The 26403-nt window shown below is 67.9% G+C and carries 27 protein-coding genes; 10 read left to right on the top strand and 17 right to left on the bottom strand.

The genetic code is table 11. The features are described from left to right. Nucleotides 1–33: 33 nt before the first annotated feature. A complete protein-coding gene (locus NM2_RS11400; protein ID WP_174575628.1) occupies nucleotides 34–381 on the top strand; it encodes a hypothetical protein in 348 nt (115 codons plus the stop codon). Nucleotides 382–722: 341 nt separating this feature from the next. Here NM2_RS11400 and NM2_RS11395 read toward each other — a convergent pair whose 3' ends face one another. The 6 genes from NM2_RS11395 to NM2_RS11370 form a co-directional block, all read right to left on the bottom strand. Continuing rightward, nucleotides 723–1766 carry a methionine synthase gene (locus NM2_RS11395; RefSeq protein ID WP_067667422.1) on the bottom strand — a complete coding sequence of 348 codons (1044 nt, stop codon included), beginning with the start codon at nucleotides 1764–1766 and terminating at the stop codon, nucleotides 723–725. Between the two features lie 399 nt (nucleotides 1767–2165). After that, complete coding sequence (mnmA, locus tag NM2_RS11390; protein WP_067667420.1) at nucleotides 2166–3281, bottom strand: tRNA 2-thiouridine(34) synthase MnmA; 1116 nt, start codon at nucleotides 3279–3281, stop codon at nucleotides 2166–2168. Then, complete coding sequence (locus NM2_RS11385; RefSeq protein ID WP_067667418.1) at nucleotides 3278–4504, bottom strand: cysteine desulfurase family protein; 1227 nt, start codon at nucleotides 4502–4504, stop codon at nucleotides 3278–3280. Before NM2_RS11385 ends, mnmA begins: the two co-directional genes overlap by 4 nt. Nucleotides 4505–4872: 368 nt before the next feature. Next, nucleotides 4873–5058 carry a hypothetical protein gene (locus NM2_RS11380; protein WP_067667416.1) on the bottom strand — a complete coding sequence of 62 codons (186 nt, stop codon included), beginning with the start codon at nucleotides 5056–5058 and terminating at the stop codon, nucleotides 4873–4875. Further along, nucleotides 4980–5363 (bottom strand): DUF8020 domain-containing protein, encoded by a 384-nt coding sequence (locus NM2_RS53630; RefSeq protein WP_501193635.1) that lies wholly within the window; start codon nucleotides 5361–5363, stop codon nucleotides 4980–4982. Before NM2_RS53630 ends, NM2_RS11380 begins: the two co-directional genes overlap by 79 nt. 225 nt (nucleotides 5364–5588) lie before the next feature. Next, the gene (locus NM2_RS11370; RefSeq protein WP_067667412.1) at nucleotides 5589–6509 is read right to left on the bottom strand and encodes a helix-turn-helix transcriptional regulator; all 921 of its coding nucleotides are present in this window, start codon (nucleotides 6507–6509) and stop codon (nucleotides 5589–5591) included. A 130-nt stretch (nucleotides 6510–6639) separates the two neighbouring features. On the opposite strand from NM2_RS11370, the gene NM2_RS11365 reads away from it, so the two are divergent. Both NM2_RS11365 and NM2_RS11360 read left to right on the top strand, forming a co-directional pair. Continuing rightward, nucleotides 6640–7614: an aldo/keto reductase gene (locus NM2_RS11365; RefSeq protein ID WP_245717958.1), complete on the top strand. Its 975-nt coding sequence runs from the start codon at nucleotides 6640–6642 to the stop codon at nucleotides 7612–7614. A gap of 66 nt (nucleotides 7615–7680) precedes the next feature. Next, a complete protein-coding gene (locus tag NM2_RS11360; protein ID WP_067667410.1) occupies nucleotides 7681–8094 on the top strand; it encodes a YjbQ family protein in 414 nt (137 codons plus the stop codon). Between the two features lie 156 nt (nucleotides 8095–8250). On the opposite strand, the gene NM2_RS11355 is transcribed toward NM2_RS11360, so the two are convergent. Continuing rightward, complete coding sequence (locus NM2_RS11355) at nucleotides 8251–9357, bottom strand: oxidoreductase (protein WP_218025894.1); 1107 nt, start codon at nucleotides 9355–9357, stop codon at nucleotides 8251–8253. Between the two features lie 82 nt (nucleotides 9358–9439). Here NM2_RS11355 and NM2_RS11350 point away from each other — a divergent pair, with 82 nt between their 5' ends. Then, on the top strand, nucleotides 9440–10378 hold the full coding sequence (locus tag NM2_RS11350; protein WP_169816158.1) for an AraC family transcriptional regulator: 939 nt from the start codon (nucleotides 9440–9442) through the stop codon (nucleotides 10376–10378). Nucleotides 10379–10389: 11 nt separating this feature from the next. Here NM2_RS11350 and NM2_RS11345 read toward each other — a convergent pair whose 3' ends face one another. Further along, entirely contained in the window at nucleotides 10390–10788 is a 399-nt protein-coding gene (locus tag NM2_RS11345; protein ID WP_067667405.1) for a PPOX class F420-dependent oxidoreductase, read from the bottom strand. Between the two features lie 45 nt (nucleotides 10789–10833). Beyond that, complete coding sequence (locus NM2_RS11340) at nucleotides 10834–11565, bottom strand: TetR family transcriptional regulator (RefSeq protein ID WP_067667403.1); 732 nt, start codon at nucleotides 11563–11565, stop codon at nucleotides 10834–10836. 93 nt (nucleotides 11566–11658) lie between these two features. On the opposite strand from NM2_RS11340, the gene NM2_RS11335 reads away from it, so the two are divergent. Beyond that, on the top strand, nucleotides 11659–12894 hold the full coding sequence (locus NM2_RS11335) for an FAD-dependent monooxygenase (RefSeq protein WP_067667401.1): 1236 nt from the start codon (nucleotides 11659–11661) through the stop codon (nucleotides 12892–12894). A gap of 267 nt (nucleotides 12895–13161) precedes the next feature. Here the strand turns inward: NM2_RS11335 and NM2_RS47380 are convergent, their stop codons facing one another. From NM2_RS47380 to NM2_RS11320, 3 genes are all read right to left on the bottom strand, one after another. Next, nucleotides 13162–14226, bottom strand: a complete 1065-nt coding sequence (locus NM2_RS47380; protein WP_245717957.1) for a lysophospholipid acyltransferase family protein — start codon at nucleotides 14224–14226, stop codon at nucleotides 13162–13164. 6 nt (nucleotides 14227–14232) lie between these two features. After that, complete coding sequence (locus NM2_RS11325) at nucleotides 14233–15027, bottom strand: GNAT family N-acetyltransferase (RefSeq protein WP_245717964.1); 795 nt, start codon at nucleotides 15025–15027, stop codon at nucleotides 14233–14235. A 251-nt stretch (nucleotides 15028–15278) separates the two neighbouring features. Further along, nucleotides 15279–15758, bottom strand: a complete 480-nt coding sequence (locus NM2_RS11320; protein WP_067667397.1) for a MarR family winged helix-turn-helix transcriptional regulator — start codon at nucleotides 15756–15758, stop codon at nucleotides 15279–15281. A gap of 82 nt (nucleotides 15759–15840) precedes the next feature. On the opposite strand from NM2_RS11320, the gene NM2_RS11315 reads away from it, so the two are divergent. Both NM2_RS11315 and NM2_RS11310 read left to right on the top strand, forming a co-directional pair. After that, entirely contained in the window at nucleotides 15841–16776 is a 936-nt protein-coding gene (locus NM2_RS11315; protein WP_067667395.1) for a VC0807 family protein, read from the top strand. A 17-nt stretch (nucleotides 16777–16793) separates the two neighbouring features. Next, nucleotides 16794–17015, top strand: a complete 222-nt coding sequence (locus NM2_RS11310) for a hypothetical protein (protein WP_067667393.1) — start codon at nucleotides 16794–16796, stop codon at nucleotides 17013–17015. Between the two features lie 97 nt (nucleotides 17016–17112). On the opposite strand, the gene NM2_RS11305 is transcribed toward NM2_RS11310, so the two are convergent. The 5 genes from NM2_RS11305 to NM2_RS11285 form a co-directional block, all read right to left on the bottom strand. Next, nucleotides 17113–17991, bottom strand: coding sequence for an AIM24 family protein (locus NM2_RS11305; RefSeq protein WP_067667391.1), 879 nt, complete (start codon nucleotides 17989–17991; stop codon nucleotides 17113–17115). A gap of 7 nt (nucleotides 17992–17998) precedes the next feature. Further along, nucleotides 17999–18796 (bottom strand): AIM24 family protein, encoded by a 798-nt coding sequence (locus NM2_RS11300; protein ID WP_084530764.1) that lies wholly within the window; start codon nucleotides 18794–18796, stop codon nucleotides 17999–18001. An 88-nt stretch (nucleotides 18797–18884) separates the two neighbouring features. Further along, nucleotides 18885–20144, bottom strand: coding sequence for a glycosyltransferase family 4 protein (locus NM2_RS11295; protein WP_067667389.1), 1260 nt, complete (start codon nucleotides 20142–20144; stop codon nucleotides 18885–18887). Further along, nucleotides 20141–21724, bottom strand: a complete 1584-nt coding sequence (locus NM2_RS11290) for a 1,4-alpha-glucan branching protein domain-containing protein (RefSeq protein WP_067667388.1) — start codon at nucleotides 21722–21724, stop codon at nucleotides 20141–20143. Before NM2_RS11290 ends, NM2_RS11295 begins: the two co-directional genes overlap by 4 nt. After that, entirely contained in the window at nucleotides 21721–22545 is an 825-nt protein-coding gene (locus NM2_RS11285) for a class I SAM-dependent methyltransferase (protein ID WP_067667386.1), read from the bottom strand. Before NM2_RS11285 ends, NM2_RS11290 begins: the two co-directional genes overlap by 4 nt. 191 nt (nucleotides 22546–22736) lie before the next feature. On the opposite strand from NM2_RS11285, the gene NM2_RS11280 reads away from it, so the two are divergent. The 3 genes from NM2_RS11280 to NM2_RS11270 all read left to right on the top strand — a co-directional run bounded on the left by NM2_RS11280 (nucleotide 22737) and on the right by NM2_RS11270 (nucleotide 26228). Further along, complete coding sequence (locus NM2_RS11280; RefSeq protein ID WP_067667384.1) at nucleotides 22737–23522, top strand: electron transfer flavoprotein subunit beta/FixA family protein; 786 nt, start codon at nucleotides 22737–22739, stop codon at nucleotides 23520–23522. Between the two features lie 109 nt (nucleotides 23523–23631). After that, entirely contained in the window at nucleotides 23632–24591 is a 960-nt protein-coding gene (locus tag NM2_RS11275) for an electron transfer flavoprotein subunit alpha/FixB family protein (protein WP_067667381.1), read from the top strand. Nucleotides 24592–25115: 524 nt separating this feature from the next. After that, nucleotides 25116–26228 (top strand): IS30 family transposase, encoded by a 1113-nt coding sequence (locus tag NM2_RS11270; RefSeq protein WP_439956862.1) that lies wholly within the window; start codon nucleotides 25116–25118, stop codon nucleotides 26226–26228. The last annotated feature ends 175 nt before the right edge of the window (nucleotides 26229–26403 follow it).

The following is a 26403-nucleotide window of genomic DNA, read 5'->3' as shown; positions in this document are numbered from 1 at the left end:
GTCCCACCGCGCACACCGCCTAGCATGGTGACCATGCTGCTGCAGATCGTGTTCATCGTGGTGATCGTCGGCGCGCTGGTGACCACGGTGGCGTTGTACCTGCGCGGACGTAGCGGTTCTCCCTCGGCACACGCCGAATTCGGGACGTTGTACGTCACGGGCGTCAGCCCCCGTCCGGCCGCGCAGGGTGAGCAGTTCGTGACGATCACCGGCACCCTCGCCGGTCCGTCCGTCCCCGGGGAGACGGTCTACGGCCGCTACGCCTGGGACGTCAACCAGTGGCCCAGCCCCGGCGACGAGATCCCGGTCAGCTATCCGCCCGGCAAACCACAGCACTGGCGGATCGGGCATCCGGGAGCCCGCCCGCCGCTCGGCTCTTGACCATCGGGGCGCGGTTCTCGTCGAGCAGGAGCCATCGCGAAGCCGCACAGTGACGGGGTGTCGGCGAGCGCAGGCTCCCGGCAACGGCGTGGCCTCGCCGAACACAGCATTCCCAGCGAATCAGGCCGCGCTCGGATCATCGGCACCGCACCCTGACGATCAGGCGAGCCGAACGTAAGACGAGCCTCCTCGACCGACAGACGGGACCGATCTCAGCCGAGGATCGAACAAAATCTGGATCCATGCGCCCGGCAGGACAGACAGCGACGCCGCAGCTGGGCCGATCCCGGTCCGCTGCGGGGCGATCGGCTGGTGACGCGGCCGAACACAGACACAACGGCTCAGCCGAAGGTCAGTGACTCGGGATCCTCGGCGAAGGCCCGGGCGATCTCGGTGGCCAGGGACAGGGTGCGGCGGGCCCAGGTCGCAGGGGTGTTCGCCAGGCCGCAGGCGGGGGTGACCAGAATGCGGTCGGTGAGGGTGCGGCGGCCTACCCCGAGTCGGTCGACCAGGCGGACCGCCGGTTCGGCCAGCTCGCGCCAGGTGAGCGGGGCGGGCGGCGACTGGACCGGAATCAGGCCGAGTGCCAACTGTTTTCCGGATTCGAGGAGTTCGCCGATATCGTCCAGGTCGGCGGTGCCGATCGTGGCAAGATCGAAACCGATTGCGGCGGCGGCACTTCCGCGCAGGAATTCGAGCGGGGGGTGGTTCGCGCAGGTGTGCACCAGGACCGGAGCGGGCACGCCGCTGATCACCGTGTCCAGGATGGACAGCGCCTCGGGAGCTGGGACCGCGCGCACGGAGTCCAGCAGGCTGGTACCCGGCAACGATCCCTCCAGCACCGCGGTCAAGGACGGTTCATCCAGTTGCACAACGACTTTCGCGCCGAGTCGCGCGGCAACCTCCGCCGCGTGCCGGGTGATTCCCTCAGCGAGAGATTCGGAAAGATCGCGCACCGCACCGGAATCGGTGAGCACCCGATGCCCACTGCCCAGTTCCAGCTGCGCCGCCAGCGTCAGCGGTCCGGCCGCCTGCACCTTGACCGTCCGCCCAGTCCCCGCCGAACCCGTACTCTCCCAAGCCTCTTCGAGCGCATCGAGATCGGTCCGCAGCAGATCACGAGCGCGCCGGGAAACCGCACCCGGCCGCGCCGCGAGCCGATACCCCCGCGTGGTCGCATCGAACGGCATATCGACCAGCAGCGCCGACGCCCGCCCGATCATGTCCGAACCCGTTCCGCGCCCGGGCAATTCGACCAGATGCGTCAGATCCCCCAACTCACCGACGATCGTCGCGGCGGCCTCCCGAGGATCGGTTCCGGGCCACGACCCGACCGCCGACGCGATACCGCCACGCAACAACTGCTCGGTCTGCTCAGTACCCACCGGACAACCCTCGATCGATATCGAAAGACCGCAGCCCTGAAACACTCACGCGCACGAACTGTTCGGCCCACTCAGCACTCACCGCTCACCCCGATCATCGAGGCGTCAACATCCAGGACATGCTCGAAACGCAGCATCCGATCGTTACGCTCCGCCCTCATCCGATACCCCCCGGCGATGCCGACTCGACGTATCCCCGGAACACTCATCACCGACAGCTGACCTGATCGCGCAATTTCGATCGACGCCGAATCACCGTGCCCCCGGGATACCGCCGGTCGTCCGGTCCACGCAGCACTCATCGCGCACCTCCGTGATCCCGAAATACCCACGTACAAGGGCTTTTCGATCGAAGCAGCGCGCACGGCGCGACGCCATTCGGCAGCGGTCGCGAAATACTCACCGACCGGTGTCCGACACCAGATCGGCCGCGGCCCGCTCGTGGTCCGCACCGGTGATGGTGCCACTGCCGATCACCTCGTCGCCGAGGGCGTCCGGACGGTACAGCACGACAGCCTGACCTCGGGCGACGCCGGTCAGTGGCTCCCGCAGCCGGGCCACGAGACCGTCGCCGACCGCCTCGGCGATCGCGGACGCGGTGCCGCCGTGCGCGCGCACCTGCGCGATGCACTCGATCGGGCCGTCGGGGTGTTCACCGGAGGTCCAGATCGCGCGATCGGCCCGCACGGTCCACACGTTCAGCTCGTCCGCGCCGCCGACGCGCACGGTCCCGGATTCGGGATCGATATCGGTGACGTAGCGGGGACGGCCGTCCGCGGCCGGACCGGGCAGGCCCAGGCCCTTGCGCTGGCCGATGGTGAAGCCGTGCACGCCCTCGTGCTCGGCGAGCTTGTGTCCGTCGGAGTCGACGATCGCACCCGGCCGGATGCCGATCTTCGCACCCAGGAAGGCCCGGGTGTCACCGGACGGGATGAAGCAGATGTCGTGCGAATCGGGCTTGTTCGCCACGGCCAGACCGCGTTCGGCGGCCTCGGCGCGGATCCGCGGCTTCGGAGTGTCGCCGACCGGGAACATCGCACGTGAGAGCTGCTCGGCGGTCAGCACGGCGAGCACATAGGACTGATCCTTGTCCGCATCCACCGCGCGACGCAGCACGCCGTCCTCGAGCCGGGCATAGTGACCGGTGGCCACCGCATCGAACCCCAGCGCCACCGCGCGATCGGCCAGGGCGGAGAACTTGATCTTCTCGTTGCACCGCAGGCACGGATTCGGCGTCTCGCCCGCCGCATAGGCGGCGACGAAGTCGTCGATCACGTCCTCCTTGAAGCGATCGGCGAAATCCCAGACGTAGAAAGGGATTCCGAGCACATCGGCGGCCCTGCGGGCATCACCGGCGTCCTCCTTGGAGCAGCAGCCCCGCGATCCGGTGCGCAGCGTCCCGGGCGTCGCGGACAGCGCCAGATGCACACCGACCACCTCGTGACCGGCATCCACCGCGCGTGCGGCCGCAACCGCCGAATCGACGCCGCCGCTCATCGCCGCGAGCACTCTCATCGCGAACCTCCCTTCACACTCGCCAGTCCCGCCGCCCGGGCACGGTCCACCACGGGCGGCAGCACCTCCAGAACTCTGTCGATATCGGCCCGGGTCGAGGTGTGCCCCAACGAGAATCGCAGCGAACCCCGCGCCTCACGCGCCTGCGCACCCATCGCCAGCAGGACGTGACTGGGTGCGGCCACCCCCGCATTGCAGGCCGATCCGGTGGAACATTCGATACCCGCCGCATCCAGCAGCATCAGCAGCGAATCACCCTCGCAGCCGGGAAAGGTGAAGTGCGCGATGCCCGGTAGGCGCAGCTCGGCGGGGCCGTTGACCACCACGTCGGGAACCGCCGACCGCACACCGGCGATCAGATCGTCCCGCAGACGGGTCAATTCGGCTGTGCGCGAGGGCAATCCCCCCACGGTCTCACGCAGCGCCGCGGCCATGCCGACGGCGCCGGGCACATCCGAGGTCCCCGAACGCAGATCGCGCTCGTGCCCGCCGCCGTGCAGCAGCGGCACGGATCCCACCTGACGACCCAGCAACAGCACGCCGACACCGTGCGGCCCGCCGACCTTGTGCGCGGCGAAACTCGCCGCGGCGGCGCCGCTTCCGGCGAAATCGATGGGCAGCTGGGCGGCGGCCTGCACCGCGTCGGTGTGCAGCGGAACGTCGAATTCCTGTGCCACGGCGGCCAATTCGGCAATCGGCTCGATCGTGCCGACCTCGTTGTTTGCCCACATGATCGAGACCAACGCGATCTCACCGGCATGCTTGGTCAGCACCTCGCGCAGCGCGCGGGGCGAGACCAGCCCGTCGCCGTCGACCTCGAGCAGACTCACCCGCGCGCCCTCGTGCTGTTCGAGCCATTCGACCGCGTCCAGCACCGCGTGATGCTCCACCGCGCTGACCAGAATTCTGGTGCGCTTCGGGTCGGCGTCACGGCGCGCCCAGTAGATCCCCTTGACGGCGAGATTGTCGCTCTCGGTACCGCCCGAGGTGAAGATCACCTCCGAAGGCCGCGCCCCGAGATCGGCGGCGATCGATTCGCGCGCCTCCTCCAGCAACCGCCGCGCCACGCGGCCGGACCCGTGCAGCGAGGACGCATTGCCCGCCGTACCCAGGACAGCCGTCATCGCCTCGACAGCGGCGGGAAACATAGGTGTTGTGGCCGCGTGGTCGAGGTAGACCGTCTGGGGCACCGCACCGACCGCACCCGGGAAGACCGACTTCATGACCGTGTAAGCCTAACCGACCGTTGACCTGCGCATCTTGGGGGGATCCCTTCGGTTTCTACGATTTTGCCCACGTTCCCCAACCCGGTGACCGCCCTCCGGTATTCCCGGAGCCCGCCGTGCACCACCTTTTCGTGGGAAACGCGCCTGCCCGCTGGCCGTCCACCGGATGGGTACAGACATCCGGCAGTCATGCGGACCGCTCCCCTGCCCGTGTAGCTGGTGACGTCGACTTTCACGCCGGTCCCGCCCAGCACGAGCGCACGTTGCCTGGAGCCGACGATACTGTCGCGGCACAAAGCGCATCCAGGGAAAGAGCCATCCCGGTGTGACTTCCGGGACGGCTCGTCATTCAGGCGGGATACGAATCAGTAGCAGTACTCGTACTCGCCGATGTAGTGGTATTCCCACTGGTCGGGGACATCCGAGTTGGGGACCGAGGCGCCGGATACGCCGCCGATGATCATTCCGCCGATCACGCCGACGGCGACCGCGGCGAGACCGATCGGGAACGCGATGGGAATGAGCACTCCGCCGGACAGGACGCCGAGCACGACGGCGACGAAGATCCCGGTGGCGATGCCGCCGAGGGCGCCGGGCGCAATCCCCGCGCTGATACTCTGCGCTGGCGCGGTGAGGTGAGCTCCCAGTAGCCGATGTCCCGGGTGGAGACATGCGTTACCAGATGGGTCCGGTCGACGTGGGCATCGAGATCGATGGTCCGGTCGCCCACGCTCAGGTGGAGCGGCAGTGCGGCGACCGGCGAACCGTCGCCCGCGACGATCGTCACCGTTCGGTCGTCCAGGCGCAGGGTGCCGCCGGTGACGTCGAGCGCGACGGCGTTGCCGTCACGGCGCATCGAAAAGCACGCCGTGGTCGGTGCCGCTTGCCGTCACGGGCGAGATCAGCGTGGTGATGCTGGTTCCAACACCGCCGCGGACCACAAACACGTGTTGCATGATGCCCTCGCCCAGCTGCCGTGGTGCCTGTTGTGGCAGGTCAGGCGGAAAGTGCTGGTGCGCACCGATTCCGGGCGGCAGGTCGGTTCGTACCCGGGATTCCCGGCCGGGCGAACCGCGGCGGATCAGAGCGATCCGGGTGCAGGAGAGTGGCGGGTGGGCTCTGCCGCCCGAGATTGCGTAGCTGCCCAGCTGGCGAGGAGCTCGAGCCGTTCTTCGGATGCGGTGCCGGGTTCGGCGGTGTATGTGATCAGGTTGTGCACGACTCGGCCGGACAGAGGTAGGTCGAGGTCCTGGAAGGTCAGTTCCAGGTGGCCGACGTCGGGGTGCTGGAGCCGTTTGATGCCGTCGTGGCGGATCAGGACGTCGTGCGCGGCCCATAGTTCACGGAACTCGGGGCTGAGGGCGGACAGCTCGCCGATGAGTTCGCGCAGTGCCCGGTCGCGGGGCTCGCGCCCGGCCTCGGCGCGCAGCAGGGCGGCGGTGGCATTGCCGGCGGCGTCCCAGTCGACGAAGAAGTCATGTGCGCCGGGGTCGAGGAAGACGTAGCGGGCGATGTTGGGGCGGCCGTGCTGGTCGATGGTGGCGCTGTCGAACATCGGCGCGAGCAGGGCTCGGGCCAGGGGGTTGCCGGCGACGACGTCCGTGCGGCCGTTGCGTACGAACGCCGAGGACATCGTCATCGAGTCGAGCAGCCACTGGACCTGGGGCGGGACCTCGACGTCCCTGCGACGCGACGGCGTGCGACTCGCGGGCCGCGATGACCGGGCCAGGTCGAACAGGTAGGTGCGTTCGTCGTCGTCCAGTCGCAGGGCGCGAGCGACCGCGTCGAGGACGTCCTCGGACACGCCGCCGATGTGCCCCTTCTCCAGCCGCGTGTACCACTCCGTGCTCACGCCGGCGAGGACGGCGACCTCCGCACGCCGCAGCCCGGCGACCCGGCGACGGGCGTTGGTCGGCAGTCCTGCCTGCGCCGGGGTGATCTTGGCGCGCCGGCTGACAAGGAAGTGCCGGATTTCGCCGCGATTTCCGGGCTGCTGGTCCATTCCATTCACGGTAGCCGCTGGTCACGGCGCGAGGGGGGTTGAGGTCATACCCCCTATGAACACGACCTTCTCCGATGACGGCAATCATGATCTCCTGGGGATCGAACGTTCCGACAGGATCCGATGAGATATGAGACTGGAGGTAGGCGACATGACCAGCAAGACGCTGACAGCGCCAGCGGTGGCGCTGGGCACGTGGGCCTGGGGAGACAGCGGCGAGGTGGGCGACGGCTATTTCGGCAGCCGGCTGACCGAGTCCGGTCTGCGAGAGGTCGTCGAGAAGGCGCAATCGAACGGGTTCACCCTGTGGGACACCGCGATGGTGTACGGCATGGGCCGGTCGGAGGCGATCCTGGCTCGGGCGCTGAAGGGCTACGCCCGCAGCGAGTACCAGCTGTCGACGAAGTTCACCCCGCAGGTCGCGGGCGACGGCGATGATCCGGTCGCGGACATGCTGGATCAGAGCCTCGACCGAATGGGCACGGACTATGTGGATCTGTACTGGATCCACAACCCTGCCGACGTGGCCCGGTGGACGCCGCTTCTGATACCGCTGCTGCGGAGCGGCAGGATCAAGCATGTCGGTGTCTCGAACCACAACATTAAGGAGATCGCTCTCGCCGATCGGATCCTCGGCGAGGCCGGCTTCCGTGTGGAGGCGGTCCAGAACCACTACAGCCTCCTGTACCGGAGCTCTGAGCGCGCGGGCATCCTCGAGCACTGCCGCGAGCACGACGTGCGGTTCTTTTCCTACATGGTTCTCGAGCAAGGGGCGCTGACCGGCAGGTACAGCCCGGCCCATCCGTTGCCGGAGGGCAGCAGCCGGGCGACCGTGTACAACGGCATCCTGCCCCAGCTGCAGGCGCTGACGGACAGGATGGGGGCGATCGGCGAGGACCGAGGCGCGTCCGCCGCCGACGTCGCCACCGCCTGGGCCATCGCCAAGGGGACCACCCCGATCATCGGAGTCACGAAGGCGGATCACATCGACGGATTGGTCCGAGCTCACGGCATCGAGCTCGCCGACGAGGAGATCGCGGACCTGGAGGCGCTGGCGGATGCCGCGGACGTCGACACCCGCGGCAGCTGGGAGCACGACATGTAGCAGTCGGGGCCGCATACCAGCGACGGCCGACGCCCGGCTCGGCACAGGCAGGAGGACGATGTGGGTATGCAGAGCATGGTGATCGAAGTGCAGACCGGACGCGGCGAAGTCGTCCACGACCTCACACCGCGCTGTTCAGCGTTCCTGCGCGAGGCGGCGGCGGGCGGCGACGGCCTACTGCACGTCTTCGTCCCGCATGCCACCGCAGGCATCGCCCTGATCGAACTCGGCGCGGGCAGCGACGACGATCTCCTCGCCGCTCTCGGGGACCTGCTCCCCGCCGACGACCGCTGGCGCCACGCCCACGGCTCCCGTGGCCACGGCCGCTCACACGTCATGCCCGCACTGATCGCCCCCTATGCGAGCATCCCGGTCCTGCACGGCGAAATGGCGCTGGGCACTTGGCAATCGGTCGCCATGGTCGACCTCAACATCGACAACCCCGTCCGGCAGGTGCGATTGTCGTACATCGCCGGTTGAGCGAGCACCGAGTGTCCGGCCGGATCGGTAATCGGCGAGTCGGCAACGGGTCATGATGCTGATCGTCCACGAGCCATCCGGGCACTCACCGAGTCGATGAGAGCCCGCGAGCCGTCCCGTCCCTCGCGGCACGTATCGGATTCCTCGCCAACCCGTTCAGAATGCCCGGTGGTACTGCTTGGGCCAGGTGTCGGTGGGCCGACCACCGCGAGCGCGCAGTGCCCAGTAAGGGTCGCGGAGCATGGCCCGGCCGATGAACAGTGCGTCCACCGAGTCCGGAATGGCCTCATGGAGTTGACGTGCGTCGGTGACCGAGCCGGAGGTCGCGGTGAGCACGCCGAGCCTCCGGAGCCGTGCTGCGAATCGAGTGTTCTCCAGCGGCTGTGACGGGCGAGGCGCTTCGGGGACGAGGGCGCCGGAGTTGATGTCGACCAGGTCCACGCCGCGCTCGGCCATGCCGGCGACGAGTTCCTCGGCGTCGTCCACCGTCGCGCCCGCGTCGAGCAGATCGGTGACCGGCGTCCGGATCACGAGGGGCTTGTTCTCCGGCCACCCGGCTCGCATGGCGGCGACCACGGCGAGCGGAAACCGCAGCCGCCCCTCGAGGTCGCCTCCCCACGCGTCGGTGCGCTCGTTGGCCAGCGGCGAGAAGAACTGATGGAACAGGTAGCCGTTCGCCCCTTGCAACCCGAGGATCTCGTAGCCGGCGCGGTGGGCGTTTCGGGCGGAGCGTTCGACGTCTCCGAGGACTCGGTCGATGTCTTCCGCGGTCATCGTGCGGGGCTTCGCGAGGCCCGAAAAGGGCAGCGGTGACGGCGCTATCGGCTGCCACCCGCCGTCGGCGGGCGAGACGGGGTGGCGTGTTCCCGTGTTGTCCCACGGGACTCCGTGTGAGCTCTTCCGTCCCGCTATACCCAGCTGGACCGCCGGCACCGAACCGACCGAGCGGATGACATCGGCCAGCCGGCGGTGCGCCTCGACCTGTCGCTCACTCCACAGGCCCAGGTCGCCGACGGTGGTACGCATGTCCGGCGCGACAGCGGTGCACTCGACCATCACCATCCCGACGCCCCCGGCAGCTCTGGCCCCGTAGTGGGCCAGGTGCCAGTCGGTGGGAGCGCCGTGCTCGTCGGCGGAGTACTGGCACATCGGCGAGAGCCACACGCGGTTGGCGAGGGTCAGGTCCCGCAACCGCACGCTCGTCCAGGGCGTCGTGCGTTCGTCTGCCGAGTACCGACGAGGTCTTACCGATCGAAGCGTCATGGCTTCGATTCTCACGGCGGCGACCTGGACGCGCAGTAGCGTGGAGTTCGAGATTCGTACCCGATCGTCCAGGAGAACCGTCGTGCATGCTGTCGATGACCTGCTGCTGACGATGAACATCGAAGAATCGCGGTTCAAGAGGATGGTCCCCCGCGCACCATGGGGGATCGCCTTCCCGTCGCGTCACGTCGCCCGCCTCCTGCTCGTCGCACGAGGGTCGTGCTGGCTCACCGGCACCGGCTTGGCCGAACCGCTGCATCTCCGGACGAACGACTGCTTTCTCGTGCGTGCCGGAGTGACCTTCGAACTCCAGGACCGTCCCGGTCGCGCACTCGTCGACTGCGACGACTTCGAGAGTCCGACCGGATGCGCCGACTCCGGCGATTCGACCGAGATCCTCTCCAGCCGCTTCACCTTCGACGCGGTGGCCGGCGACGCGCTGTTCGCAATGCTGCCTCCGCTGTTCCGGATCGACGTGAACGAGCGGGTGGGCCGCCAGTTGCGCGCCACGTTCGACCTCATCGCGCAGGAGACCGCCGAGGGCGCCCCGGGTTCCGGCTTCATCAACGCGCGACTGTCCGACGTCCTGTTCGTCCAGGCCCTGCGTGCCTGTTCCATCGGCCCGGCCGGGTCGGTCGGATGGCTGGCGGCGCTGCGGGATCCGCTGCTGGCCCCGGCGATCGACGCCATGCACGGCGACCTGGCCCACCCGTGGACGATCGATGAACTCGCCCGCGTCGCGGGGATGTCCCGCTCGGCGTTCGCCGCGTCGTTCCGGAACAGAACAGGCGACACACCGCTCGGCTACCTCACGACCTGGCGGCTGTTCCGCGCCAAAACACTCCTGCGCGATACCGAGATGAGCTTGCAGGAGATCGCCGGTCAGGTCGGGTACCGCACGGGTCAGGCCCTGAACCGCACCTTCGCCAGGCGGGAGGGTCGCTCGGCCGGCGCCTGGCGGCGGGACTCGAGGACCAACAGTCGAAAAACCGACGTCGATACCGCAACGTCACGTCCGTAGCGGTGGCGGTCCTAGGCCTCGGGAGATCGAACCGCCTGAACTTCGATGGCGGCGTGCACCTTGTCGATGCCGCCCCGCAGGATCGCCTGCGGGACGAAGTAGAAGGCATGGTTCCAGTACCGCTTGATGATCTTGTCGAACACTCGCCGCGTCTCGGACTTGGGCAGCATGCGCGCCACCGCCTCGACCGGCTCCCCTTTCACCTTGCCCAGCACTCCGCACTTCTGGATGGTGACTCGCGGAGTGTTCTTGATCCGCTTGGTCTTCCAGGATCCGTCGTCGGTGATGATCAGCAGCTTGTCACCCTCGGGCACACCCCAGACCGGAGTCGGCTTGGGCTTGCCGTCCTTGGTGAAGGTGGTCAGCAGCAGATACTTCTCGCGATAGACGTCGTCGAAGGTCGGAGCCATAGGATCTGTCCACCTTTCTGTCTCATAAATAGTGCAGTATCGAGACTAGGCCAGGTGCCGATAGAGCGTGGCCCGGGAGACCCCGAGCCGGGCCGCGATCTCGTCGACCGAACCCGCACCGGCGTCGCGCATTCGACGTGCGGATTCGATCATCTCGGCGGACATTACGCCAGGGCGGCCCCGCCGCGCGGGTCGCGCCGGGGCGGGCGCGACCGCCGCGCGCGTCGCCGCCGGCGCCGGTCCGGACCGGCCGAGCAGGCGGGCGACGCCGTCCAGGATCGCCGCGCGCAGCTGATCGGCGGGCTGATCGGCGAAGATGACCACCGGATCGCTGAGCATCGCGTAGACCTGCGCCGCCCGGACCCGGGCGGTGACGTCGGCCTCCGGTCCGGCGACCGACTCCTGCACCGACAACGCGAAATCCCGCAGGCGCACGAAGGTCCGCTCGTCGGCGGCCAGTGACTGATCCTGCATCTGGATCCGCAACAACGTGCGGTGGGACAGCCACACGTCCAGCAGACCCGTCACCACGGCCCAGGCCCGGTCCTGCGGATCATCGAGGCCGGACGCGGACGCCACCACCGCCTCGCTCTCGGCCAGCAGCGGCTCGACCAGCGCGGCGACGATATCACTCTTGCTCGGAAAGTGATAGAGCACAGCAGTTTTCGTCAAACCGACACGGTCGGCGATCTCCCGGACGGCGACGGCGTGATGGCCGCGCTCGGCGAACAACTCGAGCGCCACCGCCAGGATGCGCGCGCGGGAATCGTCGGTCACGAGGTCCGATCCTACGCCTTGACTGACCATCGGTCAGCGACCTATCGTGAGGCGACTGACCATAGGTCAATATTTTTGAGACGGGATGTGGTTATGAGAAATTCACGGATACTCATCTCCGGCGCCGGTATCGCCGGCCAGACGCTCGCGTATTGGCTTGCGCGACAAGGTTTCCAGCCCACGATCGTCGAGCGCGCGGCGAGCCTGCGGCTCGGCGGGCAGGGTGTCGACGTGCGGGAGCGGGCCATCGAGGTCGTCGAGCGGATGGGGCTGATGCCACAGGTGCGGTCGGCCGCCGCCGATGTGCTCGGCATGCGATTCGTCGACGCCGACGGCCGCGGCCTCGGGGAGGTGAACATCCAGAAGATCAAGGAGCGCAACGGCAGCGACGAGGTCGAGATCATGCGCGGCGACCTGGTCCGGCTGCTGCACGACAGCAACGGCGACACAGTGGAATACCTTTTCGGCGAGTCGATCTCGACTCTGGAGCAGGACGCCGACGGGGTCACCGTCGAATTCGAGCGCGGCGGGCGGCGGCGCTTCGACCTGGTGGTCGGCGCAGATGGGCTGCATTCGACGGTACGGCGCATGGCGTTCGGCCCGGAGGAGCGCTTCGTGCACCACCTGGAACACTACTTCGCCTTCGGCGACGCCGATCCCGCGCTCGGCCCGGACCGCTGGGTCACCGTGTACAACACTCCGGGCTCGATGGCCGGGATCTACCGATCAGGCGCCCACCCGCAGGCCAAGGCGTACCTCGCATTCCGCAGTCCGAGAAGGGAATTCGATCCACGCGACCCGGCGGCCGCGCGACGCGCGCTCACCGAGCAGTTCGGGCGCGACCCGGCGTGGCAGGTCGCGCGGCTGCTCGAATCCGTGCTCGCCGACGACGACATGTACTTCGACGCGCTCACCCAGGTCCGCATGCCGACCTGGGCGAACGGCCGAGTGGTACTGGTCGGCGACGCCGCCCACTGCGCCTCACCGGTATCCGGCGGCGGCGCCGAACTCGCACTGACCGCCGCCTACCGGCTCGCCGACGAACTCGCCGCCGCCGACGGCGATCACGAGCAGGCGTTCGCGCGGTACGAGCGCGCGCAGCGGCCGTCGGTGGGCCGCAGACAGCAGATCGGCCCGAACCTGCGCCTGCTGATCCCCAGAACGCGGGCGAGCATCAAGATTCGAAACACCCTCACCCGGCTCCCGGTCCTGGAATCTCTGGCAGGCATGGAGCGAATCATGGCGCCCCGCAACACTGAACCGCTGACCACGGCACGTACGGACACCACTCCGCGAAAGAGCCCTGAATCGGTCGGTTGTCGGGCATGATCCCGGCTATACGCCCGACAGATCCGTGGTGACGGTCTGCCCGCGGAACGCAGCCCCCCGGGACCGAGCCAGCCGCACGCCACGTAATTGCCGAAGGGGCCGTGCGGATATCCCGTCGGCGTCGCGTGCACGAGCACGTGGCAGGCGTTCACCCACCGCTCCGCACCGACCCGGCGGCGCGGCTCCGGGCGACCAAGCCCGACAACCGCGAACCGCATGAGCATCATGATCTGTCACACGGATCACCGAAGGCTCTCTCCCGATCTCTCAGGAGACGGCGGCCGGGTGGTGGATATCGCTGTCCGAGACGATCTTTCGGGTCGGGCCGGTGCCCAGGGCGGTGGCGCGGGCGTCGATGGCCGGGGGTTTTTCGTCGCCGCGGATGGCGCGTTCGCAGCGGTGGGCCAGGTCGTGGCGGTCGTCGCCGGGGGATTCGGCGGGCAGCAGGGTGAGTTCGGCGACGACGCCGCGGGAGTGCAGGACGCGGCCGACCGAGTCCAGGAAGGTGTCCACGCCGACGAAACCGGGCACGGTGGACAGCTCGCCGGTGCGATCGAGATACCGCACGCGGATCGGCTGAACGGCGGTGCCGGTGTCCACCGCGGCCTGGAACAGGGCCGGGCGCATGCGGCCGTGGGCGCGGCCGCACCAGGTGGTGCCCTCGGGGAACATCCCGACGCGCTCGCCCGCGGACAACCGCTCGGCGACGGCTCCGATCACCTCCGGCAGTGCGCGCAACCGCTCCCGCTCGATCGGGATCACCCGCATCAGCCGTGCGAGACCGCCCAGCAGCGGCCACTCGATCAGATCCGCCCGCGCCACGAACCCCATCGGCTGCACCGCCGCCAGCGCCAGCACATCGGTCCAGCCGACATGCCCCGCCACGGTCAGCAGTGCTGTGTCTTCGGCCTCCGCCTCGCTCCGGCAGTGTTCGCGGCCCCCTGAGTCTCGAACCTTGTTGTCGGCGTTCACGTCGATAGCGTCGGCGACGGCGGGATGGTCTGCCCCGGAATCGAACGGCTCGCTCGAGCCTGAACTCGCAGCACGCTGGTCGACGATCCGCAATCCGATTCCGCAGCAACGCAATGCGGCCTTGGCGTACCGGCGCTGCAGTGCGCCGCGGCGGCTGCGCGGGGTGGCCAGGTTGACCATCGGGAAGGAGAGCAACAGGCCGAATACGCCCATCACCCGACCGGCGACCCGCAGCGACCCGGCCGCGGCGACCGTCTCGACGCAACTGGGGTCACACGGGCTCGACGGCATCCAGGAGTGCACGGCCGCGGCGGGCGGGCACGATAACGCTGCTGATCCCGGAGATACGAACGCGGGCATCGGAATTCACCGTCCATCCATGAGCGAGGCCGCCGACTGTAACCGCTCCAGGTACCGGCGGTTGATGGTGTCCAGGCCGAGCAGGACGACGAAGTCCGCGACGGCGAAATCGGGGTCGTGCGCGGGCTGGCCGCAGATGTCCGCGCCCAGGCGCAGATATCCGCGCAGCAGCGGCGGAAGTTTCGGCCGCGCGGGCGGTTCCAGCTCGTCCAGGGTGCGGCCGTCGACGACGACCGGGTTCAGCGGGCGCGCCCAGCGTGCCGGGTCTCCACCGTGCTTGGCCAGCACCATGTCTCGCACGCCGCGCACATTGACCCCGACCGGATCGCCGGGCGCGTCCTGCATGGGCACCGACGCGCAGCCCATCACCCAGTCGTATCCGGTGAGCTGGATGTAGTGCAGGATGCCCGCCCACATGAGCGTCACCACCGAGCCGTTGCGGTGGTCGGGCACCACGCACGCCCGGCCCATCTCCACGATGCGCTGACCTTCGGGATCCATTGCGCTGAGGTCGAATTCGGTGGCGGTGTAGTAGCCGCCGGCCGCGGCGACCTTGTCCGGCGGCAGCATCCGGTAGCAGCCGACGAACTGGTCGGTCAGCTCGTCGCGCACGAGCAGGTGGTCGCACTGCTCGTCGAACGAGTCCGCGTCCAGGCCGTCGGCCCGCTCGGGAATGCGAAATCCGGGCTCCCCGGCGAAGACCTGATAGCGCAACCGCTGTGCGGCGATGCGGTGCTCGGCGTCGGAGGACACCACCAGCGAGTATTGTGGGCGGCCGTCCCCCGCGGCCGCACCGCGCACCGGCGCGGACGAAACCGCGGCGGGTGCCGACTCGGTGGAGAACAGGGCGGGGTCTGACACAGCCTTTATCGCCATGATCCGATGAAGCCACCCCGAATCAGCCCCGAGGCATCGGCCGAGTGTCGTCCCGATGCCAGTCCGGTGAACGAGACGAGCATCACACCCGACGTTCACCGCGAGGTCGCGCCCAGTTCGTCCAGATTGCGAACTATGCCGCTGGTCGATGCGAACCCGTCACTTCCACAGGCGTTTCAACCCTCGATCGTGTCCGCGAAACCGGGCTCGCCGATCCGGCGGGTATTGCTCCGGAGAATCTCCGTGACTCGCTCGACCCAGTCCGCGATGGCCGCCCATTCCTGCGGGCTGTAGCGATCGGTCAGCCCGACCATGTCCTGCCCGAAGGGCACGAACACCGCGGCGAGCAACGCATCGACGCGACTGTTCGGAATCAGCTCGACCAAGACCTTGCGCCGATCCCCCGGATCGCGCGTGCGGCACGCGTACCCGGCCTTCTCCAGACGATCGACCAGTCCGGTGACCGCCCCGGTGGTCAGGCCGGTGCGTTCGGCGATGACTCCGGCGCTGACCGGCCCGAGGACCGACAGCGTATCCATACATTTGCGCTCGGACGCACTGAGCCCCAGCAGTTTTCCGGTCGCCTCATGAAAATTCACCATCGCCGCCGCGAAATCGCGGCCCAGCAGCGTCTGCTCGTCCGGCCCTTGCGTCATGGCCCGATCATATCTTAGCCTCTAACTATCTTGGCAACTAAGATACTTGCCAATTGAACCACTTTGCAGGGGGACAGAACCCATGGCCGAACCCGACAAGCGCACCAAGGCGATCCGGGTATTGACCGGCATCGCGAATCTCGCCGCGGACATGCTGCTGCCGACACTGATCTACCTGGCTCTCACACCGACCGGCCTGTCCGCCTCGCTGCGACTGACCGTCGGCGGAATTCTGTTGGGCGCCAAGGCGATCAGCGGCCGAATCGAAACCGGCGAATTCCGCTGGCGATTGGCGCTGCTCACCGCGATCGTCCCGCTGATCGCCGTCTTCGGCTGTCATCTGGCGGGTTGTGGGGACCGGATATCGATGGTCGCGGGCGCGATCGCGGGGGCCGTGATCGTCCTGGCCGATCTGGCGCGCACCCGGCTGCGCAAGACAGCGCACGGCACGCCGCGACCGCCGATCGACACCTTCGCGATCATCGTGCTGGCCGAGGTCGTCACGAGCGTCGTACTCACCTCGATCAGCGGCGACGCCCGATTCGTGCTGGCCCGCGGGTCGTTCTACCTCGCCGTCGCCGGACTGATCGTGCTGGCCTCGACCTGGACCGACCGGCCGATGATGCGGGTGGTGCTCAAACCCGTTGCGGCGAAAGGCGATCCATTGCGAGCCGCGGCATACGACCGGCTCTGGGCGAGTTCGAAGCGATTCCGCACGATCTACCGGACGGTCAACGGCTCACTGGGCCTGGTTCTGCTGGCCGACGCCGTCCTGCGGATCGTCGTGATCTACAGCTTCTCATCCGGGCAGATCGCGCAATCCGGACTCGCCTCCCAGCTGCCGTTCGTGATGTTGATCGCCGCGTGGTTCCTGATCAATCGCGGGCTGCTGATACCGCGCGCCCGCCGGATGCTCGACGCGGAATGTGATGTGGCGCAAGGCTCGGAAAAGGAACTGTCCCCACCAGCGGGTGATTTCTATACTCGGGTGTCGTCGGCCGTCCGGCCGACCGGGTAAAAAGGGACAAATACGATATGAAACGTGTTTTCGCCAGCACCGCTGTAGCGCTCGCACTCGTGGCGGGCGGCAGCACCGTCGCCGCGACCACCGCGGGTGCGCAGACGATGCCGGCTTCGATCGCCGGGAGCGGATCCTCCGACGGGACGGGGACGACCGGTCTGCTGCAGACACTGCTCGCGGGGAAGTTCGGCTGCATGCTGGGCGGTCTGATCGGGACCACCCTGCCCAACTGCTGATCGGTTCGAAAAGCGATCGGGCTCAACATGCCCCGCGCCCGTCCGGCGGAAGCCGGACGGGCGCGACGTTATCTCCGGGACGAAAGGCCCGACGCGCTCACCAACGCCGCACGGTCGCCTGCGAATGCGAGCGGATCGCCTCGGACTCCTCCTCGGGAACGTAAACCGATTGCACCGCAACACGTCCCGGCCCGACCAGGCGCAACCAGATGCTCCGATAACTGAAGCTGCGCCACCAGCCGAGCCCTCGGGTGTGCGGATATTCCAGATGCAGATGCGCGGTCACCGACAGATCCCGATACAGCAGCGCGGACGGCTTGACCAGCAGGCTCTGTCCGGGCGCGAGATCCCGGATGAAGGTATTGCCCGGCGCGTGCAGCAGCAGCAGACCGGGACCGGCCTGCGCGCTGAAGATATCGCCGAACATCCCCAGCGGGTAGTGCGTCTTGCGATCGTCGCCGCTGCCGGTGACGAACCAGACGTTGTTGTTGGACCAGTCGTAGGAGACGTTGCCGCTGGCCACCAGGAATCGGTGCTCGCGCACCCAGATCTGCTGATCGTGCGCCAGCGGCAGCGCCACGATATCCCCCGCGTGCGTTCCGGACAGCGCGATCTGTCCGGGCCCGCGGCCGGTCATCATGATCAGCGGCAGTCCGCCCATCATCCGCCGCCACGCACCCTTGAGGCTCATCCGCTCCAGCTGCGCGGCCGGATCGACCCAGAGCAGGTTGTGATGCGAGAAGAAGATCCAATCACCCTGCGCCAGAGCGAAATCCGCGGCTGGCACCAGCGTTCCCTCGATCTGACAACGAGATTGGCCGAACTGGATGCGGGTCATATCGCGGATCGCGGGCTGTTTGGTCCAGCCCGACGCGCTCACCGCGGCCCGGATATCCACCGGCGCACCGCAATTCGGGCAGGTACTCGCGTTCGGATCGCTCGGCTGACGGCAGAACAGACAGGTGTAGGCGTTCATCTCGGGCCTATCCGGACCGGTGGTGGACGTACATCGACTGGATGCCGACCCGGCCGGGTCCGGTCATCTCGGCCAGATACATCCGGCCGAACAAGCTGACCTTGATGTTCTGCGGCACCGCCTGCATCTGCACGGACGCATCCTTGTAGAGGAATCCGCCCGGCTCGACCAGGATCTTCTCCCCCGGACGCAGATTCCGCTCGAACACGTTGCCGTATCCGTGCAACATCAGCAGGCCCGGATAGCCCTGGGTGATGAAGCGGTCCATGTACATTCCGTTGCCGCCGTGCAGGATATTGGCCAGACCCTTGATCCGCACGAACGAATAATTGATGCTGCCCGAGGCGAGCAGGAAGGCGTGCTCGCGCACGTCGAGCTCCATCCCCGGATGCATCGGCAGCACCACCAGCTCGCCCGGCGAATCCCTGGAGAACGCGATCCGCCCCGGCCCCTGGGACACGGTGATCACATGCGGCATACCGGCCAGCGAACGTTTCATCCCGCCGCCGGTATTGAGCGCGAAGATCGGGACGGACTCGTCCTTCCACAGCATCACGTGATGCTCGTAGTAGACCTGATCGCCCGGCCCGAGCGCGATCTCGGCCACCGGGACCAGCTCACCCTCGACCTGACAGGCGCTGCTGCCGAACCGGAACTCGGTCATGTCCCGCAGGCGCGGCGCTTCGCGCCAACCCGAATCGCTGACCTTGTTCGCCTCGTCCAGCGGCGCACCGCAACTGGGGCAGCTATGCCCCGTGCCGGGCGGCGTCTGCACACCGCACCAGTCGCACTGCAGCTTGTCCACAGCCGAATCCTCCCCGTGCGCAACCGGTCCGCGACCGTCCGTCGGAACGAATAGAACGTAGCACCCGGGCGATGATCGTTCGAGTGCGTTACTCCGAGTTCGGATCCCGCTCGGGCAGCGGCCGCTCGACGACGACCGGACGTCCCATCGGATTGCGCACCCGGCGCTTTGCGGCCTGATAGACCAGAATCGTCTCGGCCGCAACCACATCCCAGGCGAAATCGGCGGTGAGCCGTTCCCGCGCGGCGAACGCGCGTTCCTGCGCGGCCCGTGGATCGTCCAACACCGCACACGCCGCCTCGACCAGACCGGATACGTCGGCGGGCTCGAAAGACGCACCCGTGACACCGTCCACGACCAGCTCGCCCAGGCCGCCCGCATTCGAGGTGACCAGCGGGATCCCCGCCGCGGCCGCCTCGAGCGCGACGATGCCGAAAGGTTCGTAGCGACTGGGCAATACGACCGCGTCGGCGCCGTGCAACCAGCCGAGCAGTTCCTCGTGATCGAGTCGGCCGACGAAATTCACCGCCCGCGCCACCCGATGCACCCGGGCGCGCTCACGCAGCCACTCGAACTGGGTGCCCACCCCGGCGACGGTCAGTGTCGTGCCCGGATGCGCGCGCCGGATCCGGGGCAGCGCCGCGATCGCGTCCTGCACGCCCTTCTCGTATTCCAGCCGCCCGACGTACAGCAGTCGCGGCGGGCCCGAGCGCGGCGTCCGAGCGCGAAAAGGCCACGCCCCCACATCGATTCCGTTGCGGATCACCCGCAGCGGCACCCGCTCGGGATGGTAGAGCCGCTCCACCTCGTCCTGCATCGAGGCCGAACAGGTGATGAGCGCGTCGGATTCGTTGGCCAGCCACCATTCCACCGAGTGCACCTGCCGGTTGACCCGGCCCGACACCCAGCCGCTGTGCCGCCCGGCCTCGGTGGCGTGGATGGTGGAAACCAGTGGTACGTCGAAGTATTCGGCCAGCGCGATGGACGGATGGGCGACCAGCCAGTCGTGCGCGTGCACGACGTCCGGCGTCCAGCCCTCGGCGATGCCCGGCTTGCTCAGCGCCACGCCCGCGCGCACCATCGCATGGCCCATCGCCAGGGTCCAGGCGAGCATGTCCTCTCCGAAGTCGAACGCGGGGGGATCCTCCGCGACCGCGACGACCAGCACCCGGTCATCGATATAGGTGTGCGTGGGGTGGGTGGAGGCATCGGTGCCCATCGGACGACGGGCCAGCACGACGACCTCGTGTCCGGCGGCGGCCAATTCGGTGGCCAGGTGATGGACGTGGCGTCCCAGCCCGCCCACCACGACCGGTGGGTACTCCCACGACACCATCAAGATCTTCATACCGGTCCTCTGAGTTCGACGTGGCCGCCCGCCGAGGGGACCATCGATGCCGCAGGGCCCAGCCGCCGCGCGTCCAGCGCGGGAAAGAGTCCGTCGGCCGCGTACCATCCTGCCGCCAGATCACGCGCCTTCGCCAGTTGGCCGCCGAGCACGGCCGCGGCGATCTCCCGCACCGCGTGCGCATGCCGATGCGCGCGATCACGGGCATAGCCCGCGGCGGAGTCCTTGCTGACCATGAACGCCCAGTCGCTCGACACCGCCAGCACGACCTCGCGCAGCAGCTGATCGGCGATCGGATCGCGCACCTGCGCACCGCCCGCCTCCGCGCGCAGCTTGTCCAGCGTGTCCAGGGTGAAACGCACGATCTCGGCATTCAGCTCGACCAGGTCGCGCACCTGATCCCCGGCCCACACCCGCCAGTCCTTGCCCGAACCCCAGGACGAGTCCGCGAGCTGAACCGGTTGTCCCACATAGCCGTTCGCGCGCGCGTCGGCCAGCGTGCCGACGGTGACCCCAGCCTCGGGCAGCGCCCGGAGCACCTGTTCGAGCCACTGCGGGCCCTCGTGCCACCAGTGCCCGAACAGTTCGGTGTCGAAGGCGGCCACCACCAGCGCCGGGCGTCCGATCCGCGCCGATTCGGCGATCAGGCGCTCGCGCACGGTCGCGACGAAGTCGGCGACGTCGCGGCGCACCGCCGCGGCGGCCAGCTCCGGATCGTAGGGGGCCTTGTCCGGGCCTTCGACGTGCTTGCCGGTGACCCGCGCGGGCTTGAGGCCGGTGGCGTGGTCGTAATGATGGAAGTCGCGGTACGCGCCGTGCCCCGGATATCCCGACTTCGGCGACCACACGCGGTAACTCACCTGGAGGTCACGGCCGAAGGCGAGTACGTCCGAATCCCGCACCGGCCGTCCGAGAGTCGTGTCACCGCGCAGGGCGGGACCGTCGACCATGAAGTGCGTCACACCCGCGGCGGCGTATTCCTCTTCCATCCCAGGGGTGAAACCGCATTCGGGAGCCCAGATGCCCGCGGGGGTGTGCCCCCAGCGATGCCGGGCGTCGGCGAGCCCCTCGGCGAGTTCGAAGGTGCGCAGTCGCGGATCCAGCAGCGGCTGGAACGGATGGGCCAGCGGCCCGCCGAGCAGTTCGATCGTCCCGGCGTCGATCAGTTCCCGCCACACCGGCGAACCGCCGTGCCGCCAGCGCTGTTCGAAATCGGCCAGCGCGGCCGCGGCCAGGCCGTGCTCGTGGCGGCCGAGCGCGACGTTCCCGGCCATCGCGGCCTCGTCGGCGCGCAGCTGCCAGTTGCCGAGCCAGTGGTGCATCCCGGCCAGGGCGTGCGGATCGTCCAGCTGGGCGGCCAGCACCGGCGTGATGCCCAGACTCAGCAGGTTCGAACGCCCTTCGACGGCAAGAGTTCTCAATACTCGCGCGACGGGCAGATAGGACGCTGCCCAGGACTGGTAGAGCCACTCCTCCCCCACCGGCCAGCGTCCGTGATGGGCCAGCCACGGCAGATGCGAGTGCAGCACCAGGGTGAACTGCCCCGGAACGTCCGGCGTCTCGGCGGATGCGCCGGTCACGGCTTCACCGCGATCGCGACCAGGTCCAGGCTCGCGTCGATGCGCGGATCCCACACTCCGCCGACGCCTTCCGGCGCACCGCCCGCCGGGGCGATGTCCAGCGCGAAATCCTCGCTGCGGACCGCGGCGACGTCGGCGGCCAGATCGGCGGGCCACGGCTGCCCCGCGAGGGCGCGCTCGATCTGCGCGTCGATGATCGATCCGCCCCATTTCCCGTCCAGCGCAACGATTTCGGGCCCGTGGTGCACACCCGTCATCACCTCGACGCGAAACCCCGCCTGCACCAACAGTTCCGCCATCTCCACGGCATTGAGCTCGCGAGTGTGAAACGGGTTCAACGGCGTATCGCGTCCGGGCGAGAAGGTGATCCGATTCGGCGTGCTGATCAGCAGCTCACCGCCGGGACGCAGCACCCGCAGGCATTCGCGCAGGAACTGTCCCTGATCCCAGAGATGTTCGATCACCTGGAAATTCACCACGACGTCGACCGAATCGTCGTCGAGCGGCAGCTCGGCCAGATTCCCCTGGATCATCTCCACCCGGGGGTAGGCCGCGCGCACGTGCTCCACCGCGGTCGCGTCGTAGTCCAGTCCGATCACCCGGGCCGCGACCTCGGCGATCATGTTCGCGCCGTATCCCTCACCGGATCCGGCCTCGAGTACCGTGCGACCGGCACAGCGCGAAAGCAGTCGCAGATAAGCGATCTCGTGACGACGGAACCAGTAGTTCTCCTCCGGGATGCCCGGCACGGTCCGCTCACCGGTCAGCGGTAACGGGTCCAGCGCACTGGCTTCCTCGGGGGAGAAAACGGCCTCACTCATCCAACAGACGTTAGCGGTTGCCTGTATCACACCGTCGCGCGGAGGTCGCGATGGAGAACATCACACCGTAAGTTACCCATGAGTAACTTAACGTAGGGTAATGTCCCGAAACGAGCTACTTTCGTGGACGTACGGCCCTCGTGCGACCCCACTTTCACGTGTCCACCAGAACAGGAGGTCGACGAAGACCAATGCCGAACATCGTCGTACTGATCAAGCAGGTTCCCGACACCTGGTCCGAGCGCAAGCTGACCGATGGTGACTACACCCTCGACCGGGAGGCCGCCGACGCCATCCTGGACGAGATCAACGAGCGTGCCGTCGAAGAGGCCCTGCTGATCAAAGAAGCGCAGGGCGGCGAGGTGACGGTCCTGGCCATGGGCCCCGAGCGTGCCACCGAGGCCATCCGCAAGGCGCTGTCCATGGGCGCGGACAAGGCGATCCACGTCAAGGACGACGCGATCCACGGCTCCGACGTCGTGCAGACCGCCTACGTCCTGGCCGCCGCCCTGGGCCAGGTCGAGGGTGTCGAGTTGGTCATCGCCGGTAACGAGGCCACCGACGGCCGCGGCGGCGCGGTGCCCGCGATCATCGCCGAGTACATCGGCATCCCGCAGCTGACGCACCTGCGCAAGCTGACCGTCGACGGCGAGAAGATCACCGGCGAGCGCGAGACCGACGAGGGCGTGTTCAAGCTCGAGGCGAGCCTGCCCGCCATCGTCTCGGTCACCGAGAAGATCAACGAGCCGCGCTTCCCCTCCTTCAAGGGCATCATGGCCGCGAAGAAGAAGGAAGTGCAGACCTTCACCCTGGCCGACCTGGGCGTGGATCCCGCCACCGTCGGCGTGGCCAACGCGGGTTCCGCGGTCACCGGTGTCACCCCCAAGCCGCCGCGCACGGCGGGTGAGAAGACGGTCGACGAGGGTGAGGGCGGTAACCAGATCTCCGCCTACCTGGTCGGCCAGAAGATCATCTGACAGCTGTGCCTGCTGCGGCATGGGCGGGGGCCTGCGTGGTGACGCTTCGCTACGCCTCCGGCTCTGACCGCTCATGCCGACCCCGAGCAACCCCCAGGAGAAGAGAACAATGGCAGAAGTACTCGTGCTCGTGGAGCACGCCGACGGTGCGGTCAAGAAGGTCAGCACCGAACTACTCACCGCCGCCCGCACATTGGGCACCCCGGCCGCGGTCGTGCTCGGCCCGGCCGGAACCGGTGACAAGCTCGCCGACGCCCTGGCCGCGGCCGGTGCCGAGAAGATCTACGTCGCCGAGTCCGACGACGTCGACGGCTTCCTGGTCACCCCGAAGGTCGATGTGCTGGCCGGACTGAGCGAATCGGCCGCCCCGGCCGCGATCCTGGTCGCCGCCTCCGCCGAGGGCAAGGAGGTGTCGGGTCGCCTGGCCGCCCGCATCGGCTCCGGCCTGCTGGTCGACGTCATCGACGTCAAGGCCGACGGCATCGTCACGCACTCCATCTTCGGTGGCGCGTTCACCGTGGACGCCAAGGCAACCGGTGACGTGCCGGTGATCTCGGTGCGTCCGGGCGCGATCGACGCCGCCCCGCAGGCCGGCGCCGGCGAGAAGGTGGCCGTCGAGGTTCCCGCGCAGGAAGAGGGCGTCACCAAGGTGACCTCCCGCGAGCCCGTGGTCGGCGGCGACCGGCCGGAACTCACCGAGGCCACCATCGTGGTCTCCGGTGGCCGCGGCGTCGGCAGCGAGGACAACTTCCACAAGGTGGTCGAGCCGCTCGCCGATGCGCTCGGCGCGGCGGTCGGCGCTTCGCGCGCCGCGGTCGACTCTGGCTACTACCCGGGCCAGTTCCAGGTCGGCCAGACCGGTAAGACGGTCTCCCCGCAGCTGTACGTCGCGCTGGGCATCTCCGGCGCGATCCAGCACCGCGCGGGCATGCAGACCTCGAAGACCATCGTCGCGGTCAACAAGGACGAGGAAGCTCCGATCTTCGAGATCAGCGATTACGGCATCGTCGGCGACCTGTTCAACGTCGCTCCGCAGCTGACCGAAGCGGTCAAGACCCACAAGGGCTAGTCCATTCGAATCTGCACTACAGTGGCCCCGGCTGGAAACCTTGGGTTCACGCGATCGTCGCAACACTCTCGATTGAGAGGGTTGCGGCGATCGTGTCGTTTCGGGAGGATTTGGTCCGGTTCGGTGATCAGTTGGCGCGTTTGGTGGATTCCGGTGTGCCGGTGAAGGATGCGGCGTTGGCGGTGGGGATCCCGCGGCAGCGTTGTTATGCGATTTTGCGGGCGAGGGGCTGTCCAGCGGGGAAGGCCCGGCGGGCGCGCCGAATCCCGGATGCGCAGGTTATCGGGTCGGTGTTCGAGTCGAGTCGGTCGGTGAACCAGGCAGCCAAAGCGGCGGGGGTGTCACATTCGGTGGCTCGCCGGATCTTGGTCGAGGCCGGGTTGATCGGCGCTGAGAAGAAAGCGAGTGGTAAACCCGAGGCCAAGCGGCGGTTCCTCGAGCTGACCGAGGCTGGGTGGTCGACCACGCGTGCTGCTCGTGCGGTCGGGGTGAACGAACGCACTGGCAGGGATTGGCGTGGCGGAGTGCGCAGGGTGTATTCCGCCAAGATCAACACCCGGATTCACCCGGACGGGACGGTGGTGGACTATGCGACCGGGACTCGCTACACAGAGCCAGTGACCAAGATCAGCAATGACGTGCCGGTGGCAGTCAGTGACCGCTACTTGTCCCTGGCAGATCGGCTGATGATCGCCGACGGGCTCGCTGTCGAGCTGTCGCTAACCCAGATCGCCGCCAGGATCGGCAAGCACAAATCGACGGTGTCGCGTGAGGTCCGGTCACATCGGATCGATGGGCTCTACCTGCCCTATCAGGCTGATCGGGCCGCTGCTGAGGCCCGGTCACGCCCGAAGGAGTCCAAACTGGTGAAGAACCGCGCCTTGCGTGAGGCGGTGGCGCAGGGTTTGGCTGCCCGGCATTCACCAGAGCAGATCTCTCACCGCCTGCGCAGGGACTTTCCCGACGACGAAAGTATGTGGGTGAGTCACGAAACGATCTATCAGGCACTGTATTTCCAGGCCCGTGGCGGGCTCAAACGTGAAGTGCAGCAAGCACTCCGGTCGGGCCGGACCCGGCGTGTCTCGCACCGCAAACCTGATCAGCGGACCCACCGGTTCGTCGATGAGATGATCATGATCAGTGACCGGCCCGCCGAAGTTGAGGACCGTGCGGTGCCCGGTCACTGGGAAGGGGACCTGATCACCGGGGAATACAACAAGACCGCGATCGGCACCCTGGTCGAACGCGCCACCCGCTACACCATGCTGGTCCACCTGCCCGGCGGCCACGACGCCGAGTCGGTGCGTGACGGGCTGATCGCCACGATCTCGACCCTGCCCGCTCACCTACGCGGGTCGCTGACCTGGGACCAGGGCAGCGAGATGGCCCGGCACAAACAGTTCTCGATCGCCACCGACATGGCCGTCTACTTCTGTGATCCGGCCAGCCCCTGGCAGCGCGGCAGCAACGAGAACACCAACGGCCTACTGCGCCAATACTTCCCCAAAGGCACCGACCTGAGCGTGTTCGGTCCCGAAGACCTCGAACACGTCGCCCAGGAACTCAACGGACGTCCACGCAAAACGCTCGGCTGGGATACCCCAGCCGAGCGTCTGCGTGATCTACTAACCACCTAACACCAGAGTGTTGCGGCGACCCCTTGAAACCAAGAACAGCCGGGGCCACTGTTGTTTTCGATCACAAGAGTTTGTAACGGTTCGGTCGCTGTCATCCTGAAATACTGCTACTGTTGGCCCTCGTCGGGTTACGGGAGCGGTCCGGTCCTGCACCGGCGGTGCCGTCGCGAGATCG

Source organism: Nocardia miyunensis NBRC 108239 (assembly GCF_001613065.1).
GTDB lineage: Bacteria > Actinomycetota > Actinomycetes > Mycobacteriales > Mycobacteriaceae > Nocardia > Nocardia miyunensis.
The sequence above is the reverse complement of the archived record's forward strand: the minus strand, read 5'-3'. Positions and strand labels throughout refer to the sequence as shown.

Excerpts from the sequence above, each read along its gene's own strand:
- NM2_RS11400 (WP_174575628.1), top strand. The coding sequence starts at position 34 with ATGCTGCTGCAGATCGTGTTCATCGTGGTGATCGTCGGCGCGCTGGTG.
- mnmA (WP_067667420.1), bottom strand. The coding sequence starts at position 3,281 with ATGAGAGTGCTCGCGGCGATGAGCGGCGGCGTCGATTCGGCGGTTGCG.
- NM2_RS11385 (WP_067667418.1), bottom strand. The coding sequence starts at position 4,504 with ATGAAGTCGGTCTTCCCGGGTGCGGTCGGTGCGGTGCCCCAGACGGTC.
- NM2_RS53630 (WP_501193635.1), bottom strand. The coding sequence starts at position 5,363 with ATGCGCCGTGACGGCAACGCCGTCGCGCTCGACGTCACCGGCGGCACC.
- NM2_RS11370 (WP_067667412.1), bottom strand. The coding sequence starts at position 6,509 with ATGGACCAGCAGCCCGGAAATCGCGGCGAAATCCGGCACTTCCTTGTC.
- NM2_RS11365 (WP_245717958.1), top strand. The coding sequence starts at position 6,640 with ATGAGACTGGAGGTAGGCGACATGACCAGCAAGACGCTGACAGCGCCA.
- NM2_RS11360 (WP_067667410.1), top strand. The coding sequence starts at position 7,681 with ATGCAGAGCATGGTGATCGAAGTGCAGACCGGACGCGGCGAAGTCGTC.
- NM2_RS11355 (WP_218025894.1), bottom strand. The coding sequence starts at position 9,357 with ATGACGCTTCGATCGGTAAGACCTCGTCGGTACTCGGCAGACGAACGC.
- NM2_RS11345 (WP_067667405.1), bottom strand. The coding sequence starts at position 10,788 with ATGGCTCCGACCTTCGACGACGTCTATCGCGAGAAGTATCTGCTGCTG.
- NM2_RS11335 (WP_067667401.1), top strand. The coding sequence starts at position 11,659 with ATGAGAAATTCACGGATACTCATCTCCGGCGCCGGTATCGCCGGCCAG.
- NM2_RS47380 (WP_245717957.1), bottom strand. The coding sequence starts at position 14,226 with ATGCCCGCGTTCGTATCTCCGGGATCAGCAGCGTTATCGTGCCCGCCC.
- NM2_RS11320 (WP_067667397.1), bottom strand. The coding sequence starts at position 15,758 with ATGACGCAAGGGCCGGACGAGCAGACGCTGCTGGGCCGCGATTTCGCG.
- NM2_RS11315 (WP_067667395.1), top strand. The coding sequence starts at position 15,841 with ATGGCCGAACCCGACAAGCGCACCAAGGCGATCCGGGTATTGACCGGC.
- NM2_RS11310 (WP_067667393.1), top strand. The coding sequence starts at position 16,794 with ATGAAACGTGTTTTCGCCAGCACCGCTGTAGCGCTCGCACTCGTGGCG.
- NM2_RS11305 (WP_067667391.1), bottom strand. The coding sequence starts at position 17,991 with ATGAACGCCTACACCTGTCTGTTCTGCCGTCAGCCGAGCGATCCGAAC.
- NM2_RS11295 (WP_067667389.1), bottom strand. The coding sequence starts at position 20,144 with ATGAAGATCTTGATGGTGTCGTGGGAGTACCCACCGGTCGTGGTGGGC.
- NM2_RS11285 (WP_067667386.1), bottom strand. The coding sequence starts at position 22,545 with ATGAGTGAGGCCGTTTTCTCCCCCGAGGAAGCCAGTGCGCTGGACCCG.
- NM2_RS11280 (WP_067667384.1), top strand. The coding sequence starts at position 22,737 with ATGCCGAACATCGTCGTACTGATCAAGCAGGTTCCCGACACCTGGTCC.
- NM2_RS11275 (WP_067667381.1), top strand. The coding sequence starts at position 23,632 with ATGGCAGAAGTACTCGTGCTCGTGGAGCACGCCGACGGTGCGGTCAAG.